The 14,404-nt window shown below is 46.1% G+C and carries 15 protein-coding genes; 13 read left to right on the forward strand and 2 right to left on the reverse strand.

All coding sequences use genetic code 11. The annotated features are described in order from the left end of the window. The first annotated feature begins 24 nt into the window (after positions 1 to 24). From hppD to rfbH, 5 genes are all read left to right on the forward strand, one after another. Positions 25 to 1,116 carry a 4-hydroxyphenylpyruvate dioxygenase gene (gene hppD, locus ACFO8Q_RS07670; protein WP_380025179.1) on the forward strand — a complete coding sequence of 364 codons (1,092 nt, stop codon included), beginning with the start codon at positions 25 to 27 and terminating at the stop codon, positions 1,114 to 1,116. Then, positions 1,116 to 2,054 carry a fumarylacetoacetate hydrolase family protein gene (locus ACFO8Q_RS07675; protein ID WP_380025180.1) on the forward strand — a complete coding sequence of 313 codons (939 nt, stop codon included), beginning with the start codon at positions 1,116 to 1,118 and terminating at the stop codon, positions 2,052 to 2,054. The genes hppD and ACFO8Q_RS07675 overlap by 1 nt, the downstream gene beginning before the upstream one ends. A gap of 12 nt (positions 2,055 to 2,066) precedes the next feature. Further along, positions 2,067 to 3,224, forward strand: a complete 1,158-nt coding sequence (locus tag ACFO8Q_RS07680) for a homogentisate 1,2-dioxygenase (protein WP_380025181.1) — start codon at positions 2,067 to 2,069, stop codon at positions 3,222 to 3,224. Continuing rightward, positions 3,221 to 3,844 (forward strand): flavin reductase family protein, encoded by a 624-nt coding sequence (locus ACFO8Q_RS07685; RefSeq protein ID WP_380025182.1) that lies wholly within the window; start codon positions 3,221 to 3,223, stop codon positions 3,842 to 3,844. Before ACFO8Q_RS07680 ends, ACFO8Q_RS07685 begins: the two co-directional genes overlap by 4 nt. A gap of 178 nt (positions 3,845 to 4,022) precedes the next feature. Beyond that, on the forward strand, positions 4,023 to 5,342 hold the full coding sequence (rfbH, locus tag ACFO8Q_RS07690; RefSeq protein ID WP_380025183.1) for a lipopolysaccharide biosynthesis protein RfbH: 1,320 nt from the start codon (positions 4,023 to 4,025) through the stop codon (positions 5,340 to 5,342). Positions 5,343 to 5,358: 16 nt separating this feature from the next. Here the strand turns inward: rfbH and ACFO8Q_RS07695 are convergent, their stop codons facing one another. Together ACFO8Q_RS07695 and ACFO8Q_RS07700 are read right to left on the reverse strand one after the other, a co-directional pair. Continuing rightward, positions 5,359 to 7,182 carry a thiamine pyrophosphate-binding protein gene (locus tag ACFO8Q_RS07695; RefSeq protein WP_380025184.1) on the reverse strand — a complete coding sequence of 608 codons (1,824 nt, stop codon included), beginning with the start codon at positions 7,180 to 7,182 and terminating at the stop codon, positions 5,359 to 5,361. 18 nt (positions 7,183 to 7,200) lie between these two features. Continuing rightward, a complete protein-coding gene (locus ACFO8Q_RS07700; RefSeq protein ID WP_380025185.1) occupies positions 7,201 to 8,079 on the reverse strand; it encodes an NAD-dependent epimerase/dehydratase family protein in 879 nt (292 codons plus the stop codon). Positions 8,080 to 8,224: 145 nt separating this feature from the next. Between ACFO8Q_RS07700 and ACFO8Q_RS07705 the strand changes: the two genes are divergently transcribed. The 8 genes from ACFO8Q_RS07705 to ACFO8Q_RS07740 are packed head-to-tail and all read left to right on the forward strand — an operon-like array spanning position 8,225 to position 14,381. Next, positions 8,225 to 9,040 (forward strand): aldolase/citrate lyase family protein, encoded by an 816-nt coding sequence (locus tag ACFO8Q_RS07705; protein WP_380025186.1) that lies wholly within the window; start codon positions 8,225 to 8,227, stop codon positions 9,038 to 9,040. Beyond that, complete coding sequence (locus ACFO8Q_RS07710) at positions 9,033 to 9,704, forward strand: SDR family NAD(P)-dependent oxidoreductase (protein ID WP_380025187.1); 672 nt, start codon at positions 9,033 to 9,035, stop codon at positions 9,702 to 9,704. The genes ACFO8Q_RS07705 and ACFO8Q_RS07710 overlap by 8 nt, the downstream gene beginning before the upstream one ends. Next, positions 9,695 to 10,771, forward strand: coding sequence for an AroB-related putative sugar phosphate phospholyase (cyclizing) (locus ACFO8Q_RS07715; RefSeq protein ID WP_380025188.1), 1,077 nt, complete (start codon positions 9,695 to 9,697; stop codon positions 10,769 to 10,771). The genes ACFO8Q_RS07710 and ACFO8Q_RS07715 overlap by 10 nt, the downstream gene beginning before the upstream one ends. A 25-nt stretch (positions 10,772 to 10,796) precedes the next feature. After that, positions 10,797 to 10,925 carry a hypothetical protein gene (locus tag ACFO8Q_RS07720; RefSeq protein ID WP_380025189.1) on the forward strand — a complete coding sequence of 43 codons (129 nt, stop codon included), beginning with the start codon at positions 10,797 to 10,799 and terminating at the stop codon, positions 10,923 to 10,925. 28 nt (positions 10,926 to 10,953) lie between these two features. Further along, positions 10,954 to 11,328 carry a hypothetical protein gene (locus ACFO8Q_RS07725; RefSeq protein WP_380025260.1) on the forward strand — a complete coding sequence of 125 codons (375 nt, stop codon included), beginning with the start codon at positions 10,954 to 10,956 and terminating at the stop codon, positions 11,326 to 11,328. Positions 11,329 to 11,340: 12 nt separating this feature from the next. Further along, positions 11,341 to 12,282 (forward strand): GDP-L-fucose synthase family protein, encoded by a 942-nt coding sequence (locus ACFO8Q_RS07730; RefSeq protein WP_380025190.1) that lies wholly within the window; start codon positions 11,341 to 11,343, stop codon positions 12,280 to 12,282. Between the two features lie 6 nt (positions 12,283 to 12,288). Next, on the forward strand, positions 12,289 to 13,389 hold the full coding sequence (locus tag ACFO8Q_RS07735; RefSeq protein ID WP_380025191.1) for a DUF268 domain-containing protein: 1,101 nt from the start codon (positions 12,289 to 12,291) through the stop codon (positions 13,387 to 13,389). Then, positions 13,386 to 14,381, forward strand: coding sequence for a glycosyltransferase family 10 domain-containing protein (locus tag ACFO8Q_RS07740; RefSeq protein WP_380025192.1), 996 nt, complete (start codon positions 13,386 to 13,388; stop codon positions 14,379 to 14,381). The genes ACFO8Q_RS07735 and ACFO8Q_RS07740 overlap by 4 nt, the downstream gene beginning before the upstream one ends. The last annotated feature ends 23 nt before the right edge of the window (positions 14,382 to 14,404 follow it).

Genomic DNA, 14,404 nt, shown 5'->3' on the forward strand with positions numbered 1-14,404 from the left:
GTTAAGAGAGAAAGGGGAAACAGCATGTCCGATTTTTTGCCGATCCGTCACTTGGAGTATGTTGAGTTTTATGTGGGGAACGCCAAGCAGACCGCTTATTTTTTCACATATGCCATGGGGTTTAAGCCGGTTGCCTACAGCGGACTGGAAACAGGAATTCGTGACCGCGTATCGTATGTAGTAGAGCAAGGGGATATTCGGATTGTCATTAGCGGGGCATTAACTGAGACGCATCCGATTGCGGAATTTGTGCGTACACACGGAGACGGGGTTAAAGATATCGCCATGCGGGTTGATTCTGTCGATGCAGCCTTCCAAACAGCCGTTTCACGCGGGGCAGTGCCGGTCATGGAGCCGACAACCGTCAGCGACGAATATGGAGAATACCGCAAAGCATCGATTCAAACTTACGGTGACACCATTCACAGTTTTATTGAGAAGGACAACTACAAAGGGTTGTTTGCACCCGGTTATGGGCCCTATACCGGTCAATTCCAAGCCACGTCCACAGGTTTGGTTGCCGTTGACCATATTGTCGGCAATGTGGAACTGGGGAAAATGGAAGAGTGGGTTGCATACTATCAGGACGTGCTGGGATTTACCCAATTTATATCGTTTGATGACAAAGATATTTCCACGGAATATTCGGCGTTGATGTCAAAAGTAATGGCCAATGGAACCGGACGTATAAAGTTTCCTATTAACGAGCCGGCCCAGGGGAAAAAGAAATCCCAGATTCAAGAGTATCTGGATTTCTATCAAGGGCCGGGCGTGCAGCATATGGCACTTCTAACCCATGATATCTTGCATACGGTGCAGGAGTTGCGGAACCGTGGAGTAGAGTTTTTGACGGTGCCCGATTCCTACTATGAAGAGCTTCGCTCGCGGGTTGGAGCAATCGATGAAGAACTGGATGAGATCAAGCGTCTCAATATTCTTGTCGACCGTGACGATGAAGGGTATCTGCTGCAGATATTCAGCAAACCGGTTGTCGATCGTCCCACTTTCTTCTTCGAGATCATTCAGCGCAAAGGGGCGAAAGGGTTCGGAAAAGGCAACTTCAAGGCTCTATTTGAAGCGATTGAGAGAGAACAGGAGAGAAGAGGGAACCTCTGATGAAACTCGTCACTTACGAAAATCCGGTTACTTCGAAACCACGTCTCGGCTGGCTGATCAACGAGCGGATCTATGATGTGGAAGCTGCCGCTGCTGCATTCGATCATCAATTGCCCTCGTCGATGCTTGAATTTCTGGAGATGGAAGAGGATGGACGGAAAGCGGCAAAAGAAGTTTATTATCGGGTGTGTGAGCAGACACCGTCCTCTTTTCTATCCTTTGATGAAAACGCTGTAAAATTGCTGGCACCAATTCCGCATCCGAGAAGTTTCCGCGATTTCTACGCATTTGAGCAGCATGTAAAAACGGCCCGCAGCAAGCGCGGGCTGGACATGATTCCGGAATGGTACGAGATCCCGGTGTTTTATTTCTCAAACCATCAAGCGATCTGCGGGCCGGACTCTGTGATTTTCAAGCCGACTAAGACAGAACGGCTCGATTTTGAACTTGAGGTGGCCTGTGTAATCGGCCGTAAGGGTACCCATATTGCCGTTGATCAGGCAGAATCGTATATTGCAGGCTTTACGATCTTAAACGACTGGAGTGCCCGTGACCTGCAACAGCAGGAAATGAAGGTGGGGCTTGGTCCGGCAAAAGGGAAGGATTTCGCAACATCGGTCGGGCCCTGGTTGGTTACGCCGGATGAGCTGGCAGATAAAAAAGCGGGAAACGGATATGATTTGACAATGGTGGCCCGAATTAACGGACAAGAAGTATCGCGCGGAAATCTGAAAGACCTGTACTGGTCGTTCAGCCAGATGATCGCCAGAGCATCAGAAGACGTCACTTTATACCCGGGGGATTTGATCGGTTCGGGGACAGTTGGGACGGGATGCATTTTGGAACTGGGGTCGGAAAATGTCCCCTGGCTGCAGCCGGGAGATATTGTGGAGTTGGAAGTTGAAAGACTGGGTGTTTTACGGAATATCATTCAGTAGGGGGAGAATTCGATGCCTTTTTACAATCGTATGGGGGAGATTCCTCATAAACGACATACCCAATTCCGGAAACCGGATGGCAGCTTGTATGCGGAGCAATTGATGGGCACAAAGGGATTCTCGGGGATCCAGTCGCTTTTGTATCATCATCGTCCGCCAACCGCGGTAAAGGAAATTCTCGGAGTGCAGCCTTTCCAACCTTGTCTTGAGGAACGAGGACCGTTACGGCATCGCCATTTTAAGACGCAAGCGGCTGTTTCTTCCGGTGATCCGATTGAATCGCGGGTACATCTCCTCGTGAACGAGGATGTTGCGATTGGGGTATCCACTCCCACGGAGCAGATGAACTATTTTTACCGAAACGGGGAAGGCGATGAACTTCTGTTTGTCCACGAAGGGAATGGACGATTGGAGAGCGTGTTCGGAACGATTGCTTACAGACCGGGGGACTATCTTTTAATTCCTATTGGAACCACATATCGGATTGTACCTGACGACAATGGATCACGATTTCTGGTCATCGAAACCCGTTCGGGGATTGTACCGCCAAAACGCTATCGAAACGAACACGGGCAATTATTGGAGCATTCTCCTTATTGCGAGCGGGATATTCGAGTTCCTGAGCAGTTGGAAACTTTTGATCAGCAAGGGGATTATGAGGTAAGGGTTCGGGCACACGGACAGATTACTTCCTATTTGTACAACTATCATCCGTTTGATGTGGTTGGGTGGGACGGCTACTTATACCCTTATGCGTTAAATATTGAGGATTTTGAGCCGATTACCGGACGAATTCATCAGCCGCCGCCGGTTCATCAAACATTTGAGGGGCATAACTTTGTTGTCTGTTCGTTTGTGCCGAGGAAATATGATTATCATCCGTTGGCGATCCCTACTCCCTATAATCACAGCAATGTGGACAGCGATGAATTGATCTATTATGTAGACGGGAACTTTATGAGTCGAAAAGGAATCGAGACAGGCTCCATTACACTGCATCCGGCCGGCATTCCCCACGGACCGCATCCCGGAACGGTGGAAGCAAGCATTGGGAAAGAAGAAACTCACGAGTTGGCGGTAATGGTGGATACGTTCCGTCCGCTCTATGCAACAAAGACGGCAGCCGGGATAGAAGATGAAAGCTATATGAACTCATGGAGGCTCTTATGAGACTGGATCCGAAAGATCTATCCGACCTTGAAGTGTATAAACTGTTGATTGGTCTGGTCACGCCAAGACCGATTGCATTTGTCACAACACTGAGTGAAACAGGAACAGTGAATGCAGCTCCTTTCAGTTTCTTTAACGTGGTGTGTGACGATCCTCCCATGCTTTCGATTGCGGTAGGTCGAAAAGATGGAGGGGAGTGCAAAGACACGTCGCGCAATATTCGAAATTCTGGGGAATTTGTGATTCATGTTACAGAAGAAAAGCTGATCGAACAGATCAACCATTGCTCGTGTCCGTATCCCCCCAACATATCGGAAGTGGAACGGGCGGGGCTGCACACAATTCCAAGCGAAAAAATAAAAGTGCCCCGGGTTGGGGAGTGCAGCGTTGCCATGGAGTGTAAACTGCACCAGATACTTGAACTGGGAAACGGACCGGCTTACGACCTCATTATCGGAGAAGTAGTCTGTTTCCATGTTGATGACCGTATGATCGAAAATGGTCGGATCAAGGTTGAGGAGTTAAGTCCGGTCGCACGATTAGCGGGAACGGAGTATACAAAGCTCGGGGATCGGTTCTCCCTTGACCGTCCGAAGTATACGGGGGATCGATCCGTGTAAAAACCAGCACCCAAAAGTGCTGGTTTTCTTGTACAATGCGCGATGTGATTTTGTATACATATATTGATCAAGGGATATTATTCAACTCAGCTTCATCTAAGGGGGGATGGTTTCAGAAGATCAATCAATTTTCAATTCGAGTCGTCACAAAGTATAGTGGGGAGATGAAACAACCGCTATGTATTCGTCTGCTAAGGAACTTCGAGAAAAAATATTAGAACTGACACGTCAATACTATCAAATGAATTGGGGGGAACGTTCATTTCACCCCGGGGAAGACTATATTCCTGTTAGTGGAAAAGTGTTTGACGCAGAGGAGATTTGTTATCTCATCGATGCTTCTCTTGATTTTTGGTTAACAACGGGCCGATATGCTTCAGAGTTTGAACACCAATTTGCCCGTTTTATGGGTACACGTTACGCTATTTTAACCAACTCCGGTTCCAGCGCCAATTTGCTTGCTGTTTCCGCATTAACCTCCCCTCAACTGGGGGAACGGCGTTTGCAGCCTGGTGATGAGGTAATTACTGTAGCGTCAGGATTTCCAACTACCGTTAATCCAATTATTCAAAATGGGTTAATTCCGGTGTTTCTCGATGTGCACATTCCAACTTACAACATTGACACAAGCTTGTTGGAAACAGCGATCAGCAAATCTACCAAAGCGATTATGATCGGACATACCCTGGGAAACCCCTTTAATTTAGATGAAATCAAGCGTGTAGCTCAAAAACATCATTTATGGTTGATTGAGGATGCTTGTGATTCGGTCGGGGCTGAATATCGGGGAAAGAAAGTAGGAAGTTTTGGGGATTTGGCGACAGTGAGTTTTTATCCGGCTCATCACATTACCACCGGTGAAGGCGGAGCGGTTCTTACCTCAAATCCGCTTTTGAAGAAAATCGTGGAATCGTTTCGCGATTGGGGACGTGATTGTTGGTGCGCTCCCGGAAAAGACAATACATGCGGCAAAAGATTTGATTGGAAGCTGGGCGATCTTCCGCGTGGATATGATCATAAATACACGTACAGCCATATCGGATATAATCTGAAACCTACTGATATGCAAGCTGCGGTAGGTCTGGCGCAACTCCAGAAACTTCCCGGATTTATCGCCAAGCGTCGGGAGAATTTTGCTTTTTTGCGGGAAACTCTGAAAGAGAAAGAAGAGGTTCTGATTTTGCCGGAGGCGACTCCGCACAGCGAGCCGAGTTGGTTTGGTTTTCCGATTACGGTTCGTGCAGAGTGTCCGGTAACACGAAATCAACTTGTACAAATGTTGGAACGACATAAGATTGGGACGCGTCTTCTTTTTGGTGGCAATTTGTTGAGACAACCTGCCTATCGCGGGATCAATCACCGAGTTGTCGGGAAACTGTCAAATACCGACCAGATTATGAACCAAACCTTCTGGATTGGCGTATACCCGGGATTGACTCGGGATATGCTTGAGTATGCGGCAACCGTTCTGGAGAAAGCGGTCGGAATGAAAGGTTAAAAGAGCCCCGGCCCTGTCAGGTGCCGGGGTCTTGTTGCCATTCGCTTATCAACATATTTTGTTTGAATTCTTCACGATCCAAAAACGGATACATGTCTTCCAGAGGCTTTGATACAATCCGGCCATCCGGCTTTCGTTCGGAGGAAAGTTTGGGACTGAACCGATAGTTGGGAGTCAGGTGGACTTCACAGACGAAAGGTCCTGGCGTGTTCAGGATCTTTTGTATTTTGTCCCGCATGTTGCGTTGGTTGTCGATTGTGTCTGCTGGTAATCCATAGGCGGCCGCTATTTTTGTAATATCAGGAAAACTGACTCCGGAGTGTTGATCGCATCCCACATATCGGCCTGCGAAGAAAGATTCTTGTGTTTGCTTAATGGACAGGTAACCGCGGTTGTTAAGAACAAATAGTTTGATCGGCAATTGGTGATGGGCAACGGTCTGAAGTTCCTGAATGTTCATCTGCAAACTGCCGTCGCCTGCCAAACAAATCACATCTTTTTTGTTATTGGCAAAGCATGCCCCTATGGCGGCCGGCAAATCGTAGCCCATTGAGGCACATCCCGAGTTCCAGAAGAATCGCTGTCCCTTTTTGACAATGCCTGCCTGGAATAATGCGACGCAAGCCGTTCCGTCACCAGCGACTGCAACCGCATGATGCGGCAATGATTCACTTAACAGTTCCATAAAGTAATAGGGATTGACCCACTGTTTTTGCTCATGATATTCGGACAAAACGACCGGATAACGAAATTTTCGTTCCGTGCACCATTCGAGCCACATTTTCCAACAGGGGAGCTGTTCCTTCTCGAGCTGGACTTTCATCTCTCGAAGAAAATCTTTTGCGTCGGCATGGATCGCAAGATCCGGGACGATTGTGGGTTTTTGCAATTCGGCGGCGTCGATGTCAACAATGATTTTTTTTGCGGCTCTTGCGAATGCCTCCCAATTGTAACTGATCTGCCGGATATTGTTTCGCGAACCGACAGCAAGCAGAAGATCGGAATTCTGAAGCGCAAAATTGCCGGCACGACTGCCGATTGTGCCAATTCTGCCGATAAATAACGGATGCTCCGTCGGAATCAAATCAAAACCGTTAAATGAAGATACGACGGGAATTTTCATTTGGTTTACAAGATCCAGAAAAAGTTCTTGGGCGCCGGCAATACGGATTCCGTGGCCGGCAAGAAACACCGGACGCTTCGCATTTTGCAACAGTTTGATCGTTTCGCTTGCCTGCAGACGGACTGTTTCTGATGTGAAATTCACAGCATCTTCTTTTGGATCATATTCAATGAGCTTCTGTTCATCCACCATCGCTCCTTGAACGTCCAGAGGAATATCGAGCCAAACCGGACCCGGACGGCCGTGGGTTGCGATATATACAGCTTTGTCCAGAAGTTTTTTTATCTCTGTTGGATTTTTGATCATGCAGCTAAATTTGGTAAAAGGCTTCACAATATCGGCAATATTCAGTTCTTGGTCGCCAAGCTGCCGCAACCTGATTTCCCTGCAACGTTCAATGGTTGTTTCTTGCTTCACCTGTCCGGATAAATAAAGCACTGGCACAGAATCCACCCATTGCCCAAAAACGCCTGTCAGTGCATTCGTGCCTCCAGGTCCGCTTGTCACAATCACAACCGCAGGTTTTCCTGCAGTGCGGGCATATCCTTCAGCTGCAATAGCGGATGCCTGTTCATGATGATTGCATACATATCGGAGATGTTTGCATTTTCCAATCGAATCATTAAGATGCATCGCCCCTCCGCCTGTAATCATAAAAACATCTTTCACACCATATTCAACCAAACGTTTGGCGATATAATCAGATACTTTGATCATAATCCCTCTCCTTGCAATTTACTTATCGACCAGCAAGAGATCTCTGTTGATGACATGCAAGTTGGATGAATACCAGTTGAAGAGTTGATGGATCGCTTCCTCAATCGGCGTGAATTTCATTGCTTCAATTTCTCGGCACAAACGGGTATTGTCACCGCTGTATTCCATTCCCAGACCGGGCTGTTGAACAAGAATCGGTAACTCCTTGCCCGATATTGCGAGTATGATTTCAGCAATTGTGCCGAGTTCAATCGATTCGTTTGGAGTGACATTATAGGCGGCGTGGCTCGGCTTGTTGTGAATAAAGTATTCAAGCACTTGCATCAGATCGTTGACATAGAGATAATCAAATCTTCGATTTTGTTTGATTGTGATTGGCAAATTAAAATGCGTCTTGCATATGGCATTGGAAATGAACCTGATCGCATAGTCCTCAAATTTTCCAAACACCCCGAACAGACGCAGTTCAACAATATCTTCCAATAATTCAATATGTTTGGCACAGACATATTTTGCAAATCCATGTTCATCCGCCGGAACGTGCCGGTCAAAACAGCTTTCACTCATTTTGGGAGTGTAATGTCTCATATCATAAACAGATCCGGAACTTAAAAAAATCATCTTACTGTAAAATTCACGGTTGCGAATCAGATTAAAAAACATTCTTGTATTGTGATAGAAAATATCATTCAAATTTTTAGCATTCCGATGGGCCGGCTTCACGGCAGAATGAATGATGATATCGATTTTGTTTGTTGCAAAAAAGTGTCTGACCTTTTTTTCGTCAATTAAATCCAACTCTTGACGGCTTGGAGCCGTAATCGTATATTTTTTCGATAAAAATTCAAGTATATTCCTCCCGATAAACCCGCTGCCCCCTGTAAGAACAATGTTCATATGTCACCCCTTTATGCCGAAGATCCGTTATATTATAATGCCTATTTTCAATCAGACGTGTCACTTTAACCCGCTTTGTTCCATATTCTTGTATCAACTGTTGCTGTCGGCACAAAATTGAAGAATTTGGAAGAAGGGGGACATCATGAATCCGTTAGAACGAAAGATGGTCCAAGTGTTAAGGGATCTCAAAGAGAATCACCATGTCACAGGGGTTAAGGCTGAATTTGAGGCGGAAGGAACGCGCCTGGAAGAAGCATTGCGTTTAAAAGAAGTTGTCACAAAAGCAGGGCTTGACTTAACGATCAAAATTGGAGGATGCGAAGCCCTGAAAGATATGTATGATGCGAGGGCGATCGGAGTGGCTCAGATTGTCGCTCCGATGATTGAGTCCCCTTATGCGTTAAAAAAGTATTTTTCGGCCATCAAATTGGCGTTTCCCAAAGATGAGAGGGATGGAGTTTCGTTTTTAATCAATATTGAAACCATTTACGGATACAACAATTTGGATGCGATGCTTGCGTGTCAGGAAATTGAGGAACTGGACGGAATAGTCTTGGGGCGGGTCGATATGACAGGTTCATTGGGATTACCCCGGGAAGATGTAAATTCGCCCAAAATGCTTGAAATTGCTGAAACCCTTTTTACAAAAGCGAAGGAGAAATCGTTAGAATGCGTGATTGGCGGCGGAGTTTCGGCCGAAACAATTGATTTTATCCATCAATTGCCGGCTGGGTTAGTCGACCGGTATGAAACGCGAAAAGTGCTTTTCAAGTGTCCGGAAGCACTGGGGAAACAGGGTCCTCAAGGCATTTTGAAAGCGGTTGGATTTGAACTGATGTGGCTGAAAAATAAACGTGATTTTTATGGAATGATTTTTGAGGAAGACAGGCTTCGCATTGAAATGCTCCAATCCCGTTACGACAGATTAATTCAGGAAGCGGGAGGAATCTATGAGTAATGGCCGCACCGCTCTTGTAACAGGCGCTTCCCGGGGCATCGGCCAGGCCATTGTAAATCTCTTCAGGCAGAAGGGTATTAGGGTCTTAGCACCCTCTAGAAGTGAATTGAACTTATTGTCAAATGATTCTATCGACCAATACCTTTCGTTGGTCAACGAACCGATCGATATTCTTGTCAATAATGCAGGCATTAACCCGCTTGCAAGTTGTCTGGATCTTCTTGATTCCGATCTCCAGGATACTTTTCAAATCAATTTGATTGGACCCATGCGGTTAGTTCGCGGGATCGTCCCGTCCATGAGGCGTCGGAATTATGGACGTATTGTGAATATCAGTTCCATTTGGAGTTCTGTATCGAAACCGGGGAGAGTGGTCTATTCAGCCAGTAAATCAGGATTAAACGGACTGACGCGAACCCTTGCGGTTGAATTGGCGAAATACAACATTTTGGTGAATGCGGTAGCTCCGGGGTTTGTCAATACAGAGCTGACGAGACAAAACAATTCGGATTCGGAAATACGATCCATTGCCGAAACCATTCCCGTCGGGCGATTGGCAGATCCTGCTGAAATAGCGGAAGTTGTGGGGTTTTTATGCTCTGACAAAAACAGCTATATTACAGGCCAAATCCTATTTGTGGATGGGGGATACACATGTCTTTAGGCGAATTGTCTTTATCCTCCAAAATTCGAGATTACAAGGTGTATTTTACGGAAACCACCGATTTTCTTTTGAAGTTACAGGATCTTCCAAACTGTGTCTATGTTGCGGACAGCCGCGTATGGGATCATCATGCGGATGGATGTTTGAGCCAATTAAAGAGCAGGGATGTAATCGTGCTTTCGATTGATGAAGAACGAAAGAATCTGGAAACGGTACAAGATTTATATGAGCAAATCATCCAGCGGTCTCCGAGAAGAAGTACGACGATTGTTTCCATTGGAGGCGGGATTACCCAGGATATTACAGGCTTTGCGGCATCTACCGTCTACCGCGGAGTCAATTGGGTGTTTGTTCCGACGACATTGCTGGCTCAGGCGGACAGCTGTATAGGCAGTAAAACATCCTTGAATTTTAAGCATTATAAAAATTGGATTGGAACCTTTTATCCACCTTCTGAGGTTTATATTTATTCACCTTTTTTGAAGACGCTGGATCCGCTGGATTTCTTCAGCGGGCTCGGAGAAGTGGCCAAGCTTCATCTTATGGGGGGAGAACAACGTACGAAAGAATTGATTGCCCAACTTCCCGCGATCCTGCAGCAAGATGATAAAGCACTGTTAGAAGCTGTTCATCAATCACTCCTGATTAAGCAAAGTTACGTTGAAGGGGACGAGTTTGATACCGGAAGGCGCAATTTGTTGAATTTTGGACATTGTTTCGGGCATGCAATCGAATCTGCAACCGATTTTGCCGTAAGCCATGGCCAAGCGGTTGTCCTTGGAATGCTGCTGGCCAATGTGGTTTCCAAAAAAAGGGGAATTCTTTCGTCGCGGCAGGAACGATTTTTGGCGGAAAATGCCCTTCTTCCGATTCTGAAGGTCAATGTGCAGGATCTCATGCTGGATCAAAACAAAATCATTGAAGCAATGAAACAGGATAAAAAGCGTAAGGGGGCCGAATTGGCTCTTGTCATGATTACAGACTCATATGAACTGCTGAAAGTCGATGATTTGATCGAGGCGGAAGTTTCCGAAGCCCTTTCCCAATTTTTTGAAACCGTTCGATAACCAGGGTCAAGGGGGGGTTCTTTATTTGCGATACAACAAATCAATGGACTATGAGGATATGATAGAACTGCATTCCAATCCTGTCGTAAGGGAAATGAAGGCGATGGTCGATCAATTCCGGGAGCTCGATTTCAGTCATCGAGCATATGGATGATCGGAAAAAAGAAGAGGCAGTGCGGGAAATGGCCCGTGTACTGAAGCCGGGCGGAATTATGGGATTAACCTTCGATTATGGAGAGGGGATTGGGGTATCGGCCAGCTATAATCCGGAGAGTCCGGATGAGCTCCATAGTCCCATTGACCGGCTCGAGCGCATTCAACGATTGCTCATTGAACCGTCAGGGTTGCGAGTATATGGCAACCAGGAACTTTATGAAAAAAGACCGTTTGAAGTGGATGAGGATGTAATTCGCGAGTATGAATTGTACAACATTCGGGCCGCCAAGGAGTTTGATATAAACCAATACTTTAAACTGCTGGATTACAAAACCTGTTTTGTGACTCCTTATGCCAATTACACGGCATTTTCTCTGTTTTTAAAGAAACCGTATGGATGATGGAGGATTCCCATGAATGGTTTAAAAGAAAAAAAGATCATGGTTACCGGCGGAGCAGGTTTTTTGGGTTCGCATGTGGTGGAACGCCTGATGAAAAGCGACTGTGCCGATATTGTGGTTCCGAGAAGCACACAGCATGATTTACGGAACCAGGCAGTTGCTTTCTCGCTCGTGCGAAACGTCAAACCGGATATCATTATTCATTTGGCCGCTTCGGTTGGAGGGATTGAAGCGAATCGCCGCAATCCGGGAAAGTTCTTTTATGAAAATTTGTCCATGGGAATCCATTTGATGGAGGCGGCACGTCTCGCCAATGTCGAAAAATTCGTGGCATGCGGCACGATTTGTTCCTATCCGAAATTTGCCCCCGTTCCGTTTAAGGAAGAAGATTTATGGCAGGGGTATCCGGAAGAAACCAACGCTCCATACGGATTGGCCAAGAAAATGCTGCTGGTGCAGTCACAGGCGTATCGCCGGCAATATGGCTTCAATTCGATTTTTCTGCTGCCTGTCAATCTCTATGGACCAAGAGATAATTTCGATCCTGAAACCTCCCATGTCATCCCGGCACTGATTAGGAAATGTCTGGAAGCGAAAGAGCAGGGAAAGGACCATATCGTGGTGTGGGGAACCGGGAAAGCCACCAGGGAATTTTTGTATGTGGAAGATGCGGCGGACGCCATTATTCTGGCAGCAGAACGATATAATGGTGAGGAGCCGGTGAATATCGGAACCGGACGAGAGATTTCAATCAAATCGCTGACAGAACTTATTGTGGAGAAAATCGGTTTTCAAGGTGAAATCAGATGGGATCCCAGCAAGCCGGACGGTCAGCCCAGACGATGTCTCAATGTTGAAAAGGCAAAACAATATTTTGGATTCAAAGCAAAAGTTGAACTGTCTGAAGGACTGCAACAAACCGTGGACTGGTATCGGGAAAACAGGAAGGGGTGAAGATTGTTGGATCTTAGTGTTGCTTATGACGAACAGCAGATTGTGACTCTGCGCAAAGTGCACGAAATCATCAAGGGGATTGATCTTACTCAATCTGTTGCGATATACGGGTCAGCCGAACATACGGACAAATTGATCCGATACACTCCTATTCTTCAAAAGAATCTCAAATATTTCATCATCAAAGATGAATGGACAGGCGACCATAACTCCAGGATCAACCTGCAGCCGGCCGTCAAAGTCCTTGAAGACCCACCCGACATGATCGTGGTTTCCGCTTTCGAAGAACAGGAACAGATCGCCCAATCCATACGAAAAGATTTGTCATATGCCGGACCTGTGATTTTCTTATATGACAAACAAACAGATTGCAAACCTTTTTATTCTGACGTATTCAGAATTCTTACCCCTCCCCCCCTTGATGAGCGTTTGCTGAAATATGTTTCCGACTTGAACGAATATTTCAGACTGGCCGGTGACCCTGACATCCCCTTCGTCTTTACTCCGATCCTGGGGGAGGATGTTCCGGAAACCCCGATTCCGGACCACCATTATTTCTATCAAGATACATGGTGCGCCCGAAAAGTTTTCGAGAATCAACCTGAGTATCATGTGGATGTTGGATCTTCTGCCTTACTGGTGGGGATTTTATCTCAATTCACGAGAGTATGCAGCATTGATATCCGCCCCTTGCCAGTGGAATTGAAGGGACTGGAATGCCGGAAAGGATCCATTTTGGAACTTCCTTTTGGGGACCGGGAAATCAAGTCGATTTCCTCGCTGTGTGTGGTTGAGCACGTTGGATTGGGGAGATATGGAGATGAGATAGACCCTTTGGGAAGCGAAAAAGCCATTTATGAATTGAAAAGGGTTCTTGCTCCAGAGGGGAATCTGTACCTGTCGGTGCCAATCGGAATTGAACGGATTGTTTTTAATGCGGAGCGGATTTTTGATTTGAAGAAATTTCTGGCCCTGTTTTCCGATTTTCGTCTGGTGGAAGCCGCATTTATTTACGGAAACAAATTGATTTCTCTGGAAGAGTGGGAACAGATGTCTTCGAAACAGGAGACTGTCGGTTTATTTCATTTTCGCAGGAATCGGCCATGAAGAAAATTCTCTTGCATAACATTTATGAACAGATGAACCGGAATAATGAGATCTTTCGGCTTGATTCTCCGAATAACAGAGATGACTGTCTGTCCCCTCTTTATCATTTAAAATCCGAACTGGGCAATCACGGGTTCCAACTGGATACAATCGACCAGGGCGATGTCATGGAATGTGATTACCTGCTGTTTTTTGACATTCCTTCATTTTTTCTGGATCTTGAGTCCAACTATTTCTTGCGTTATTTGACGAAGGAAAACTTCAAGCGGAAAATGCTTTTGTTTCTATGGGAACCCCCCACTACGCATGCAAACAATTGGATTGCAGAAAATTACCGCCACTTTGGGACGATCTTCACCTGGTACGACGACATTGTTGACCATCAGAAGTATGTAAAAATTCAACATCCGCAACCGGACCGGCGATATCTTGGAAAACCGTTTCAGGAGAAAAAATTGTGCACGATGATCTGCAGCCGCAAATCTTCCGAGCATCCGCTTGAACTCTACTCGGAACGGGAGCGGGCGATTCGCTATTTTGAACAGTATCATCCGGAGGAGTTTGATCTGTACGGGTTTGGTTGGGATTCAGGGCAGTTCCCGTCTTACCGCGGAGTGGTTGAAGAAAAAGGCAAAGTCCTGTCTCAATACAAGTTTGCGATCTGCTATGAGAATATGGGCGGGGCCAACGGATATATAACCGAAAAAATATTTGATTGTTTTCGCAGCGGGTGCGTCCCGGTGTATCTGGGGGCTGTTAACATTGGCAAATACATTCCGCCGGATACGTTTATTGATCTTCGGCAATTTCAATCTTATGAAGAGCTTTATCAGCGTCTCCAACAAGTATCGGACGAGCAGTATGCTGCTTATCTCAGAAATATTGATAAATTTCTGAGCGGTGATATGTATGCGGAACATTTTTCGATCCAGGCATTTTGTCGAACGGTAATTAATAGAATTCTTGAATTGAATGCAAATTCTTGCACATAAAAACATCCGGCCTGACGGGGCGG

Origin of the sequence: Effusibacillus consociatus, assembly GCF_042652925.1 — a bacterium.
GTDB lineage: Bacteria > Bacillota > Bacilli > Tumebacillales > Effusibacillaceae > Effusibacillus > Effusibacillus consociatus.

What these genes read in the sequence shown, in the direction of transcription:
- ACFO8Q_RS07725 (WP_380025260.1), top strand. Translation starts at nt 10,954, where the DNA reads ATGGCCCGTGTACTGAAGCCGGGCGGAATTATGGGATTAACCTTCGAT.
- ACFO8Q_RS07710 (WP_380025187.1), top strand. Translation starts at nt 9,033, where the DNA reads ATGAGTAATGGCCGCACCGCTCTTGTAACAGGCGCTTCCCGGGGCATC.
- ACFO8Q_RS07730 (WP_380025190.1), top strand. Translation starts at nt 11,341, where the DNA reads ATGAATGGTTTAAAAGAAAAAAAGATCATGGTTACCGGCGGAGCAGGT.
- ACFO8Q_RS07705 (WP_380025186.1), top strand. Translation starts at nt 8,225, where the DNA reads ATGAATCCGTTAGAACGAAAGATGGTCCAAGTGTTAAGGGATCTCAAA.
- ACFO8Q_RS07675 (WP_380025180.1), top strand. Translation starts at nt 1,116, where the DNA reads ATGAAACTCGTCACTTACGAAAATCCGGTTACTTCGAAACCACGTCTC.
- ACFO8Q_RS07695 (WP_380025184.1), bottom strand. Translation starts at nt 7,182, where the DNA reads ATGATCAAAGTATCTGATTATATCGCCAAACGTTTGGTTGAATATGGT.
- ACFO8Q_RS07680 (WP_380025181.1), top strand. Translation starts at nt 2,067, where the DNA reads ATGCCTTTTTACAATCGTATGGGGGAGATTCCTCATAAACGACATACC.
- ACFO8Q_RS07715 (WP_380025188.1), top strand. Translation starts at nt 9,695, where the DNA reads ATGTCTTTAGGCGAATTGTCTTTATCCTCCAAAATTCGAGATTACAAG.
- ACFO8Q_RS07700 (WP_380025185.1), bottom strand. Translation starts at nt 8,079, where the DNA reads ATGAACATTGTTCTTACAGGGGGCAGCGGGTTTATCGGGAGGAATATA.
- ACFO8Q_RS07740 (WP_380025192.1), top strand. Translation starts at nt 13,386, where the DNA reads ATGAAGAAAATTCTCTTGCATAACATTTATGAACAGATGAACCGGAAT.
- rfbH (WP_380025183.1), top strand. Translation starts at nt 4,023, where the DNA reads ATGTATTCGTCTGCTAAGGAACTTCGAGAAAAAATATTAGAACTGACA.
- ACFO8Q_RS07685 (WP_380025182.1), top strand. Translation starts at nt 3,221, where the DNA reads ATGAGACTGGATCCGAAAGATCTATCCGACCTTGAAGTGTATAAACTG.
- hppD (WP_380025179.1), top strand. Translation starts at nt 25, where the DNA reads ATGTCCGATTTTTTGCCGATCCGTCACTTGGAGTATGTTGAGTTTTAT.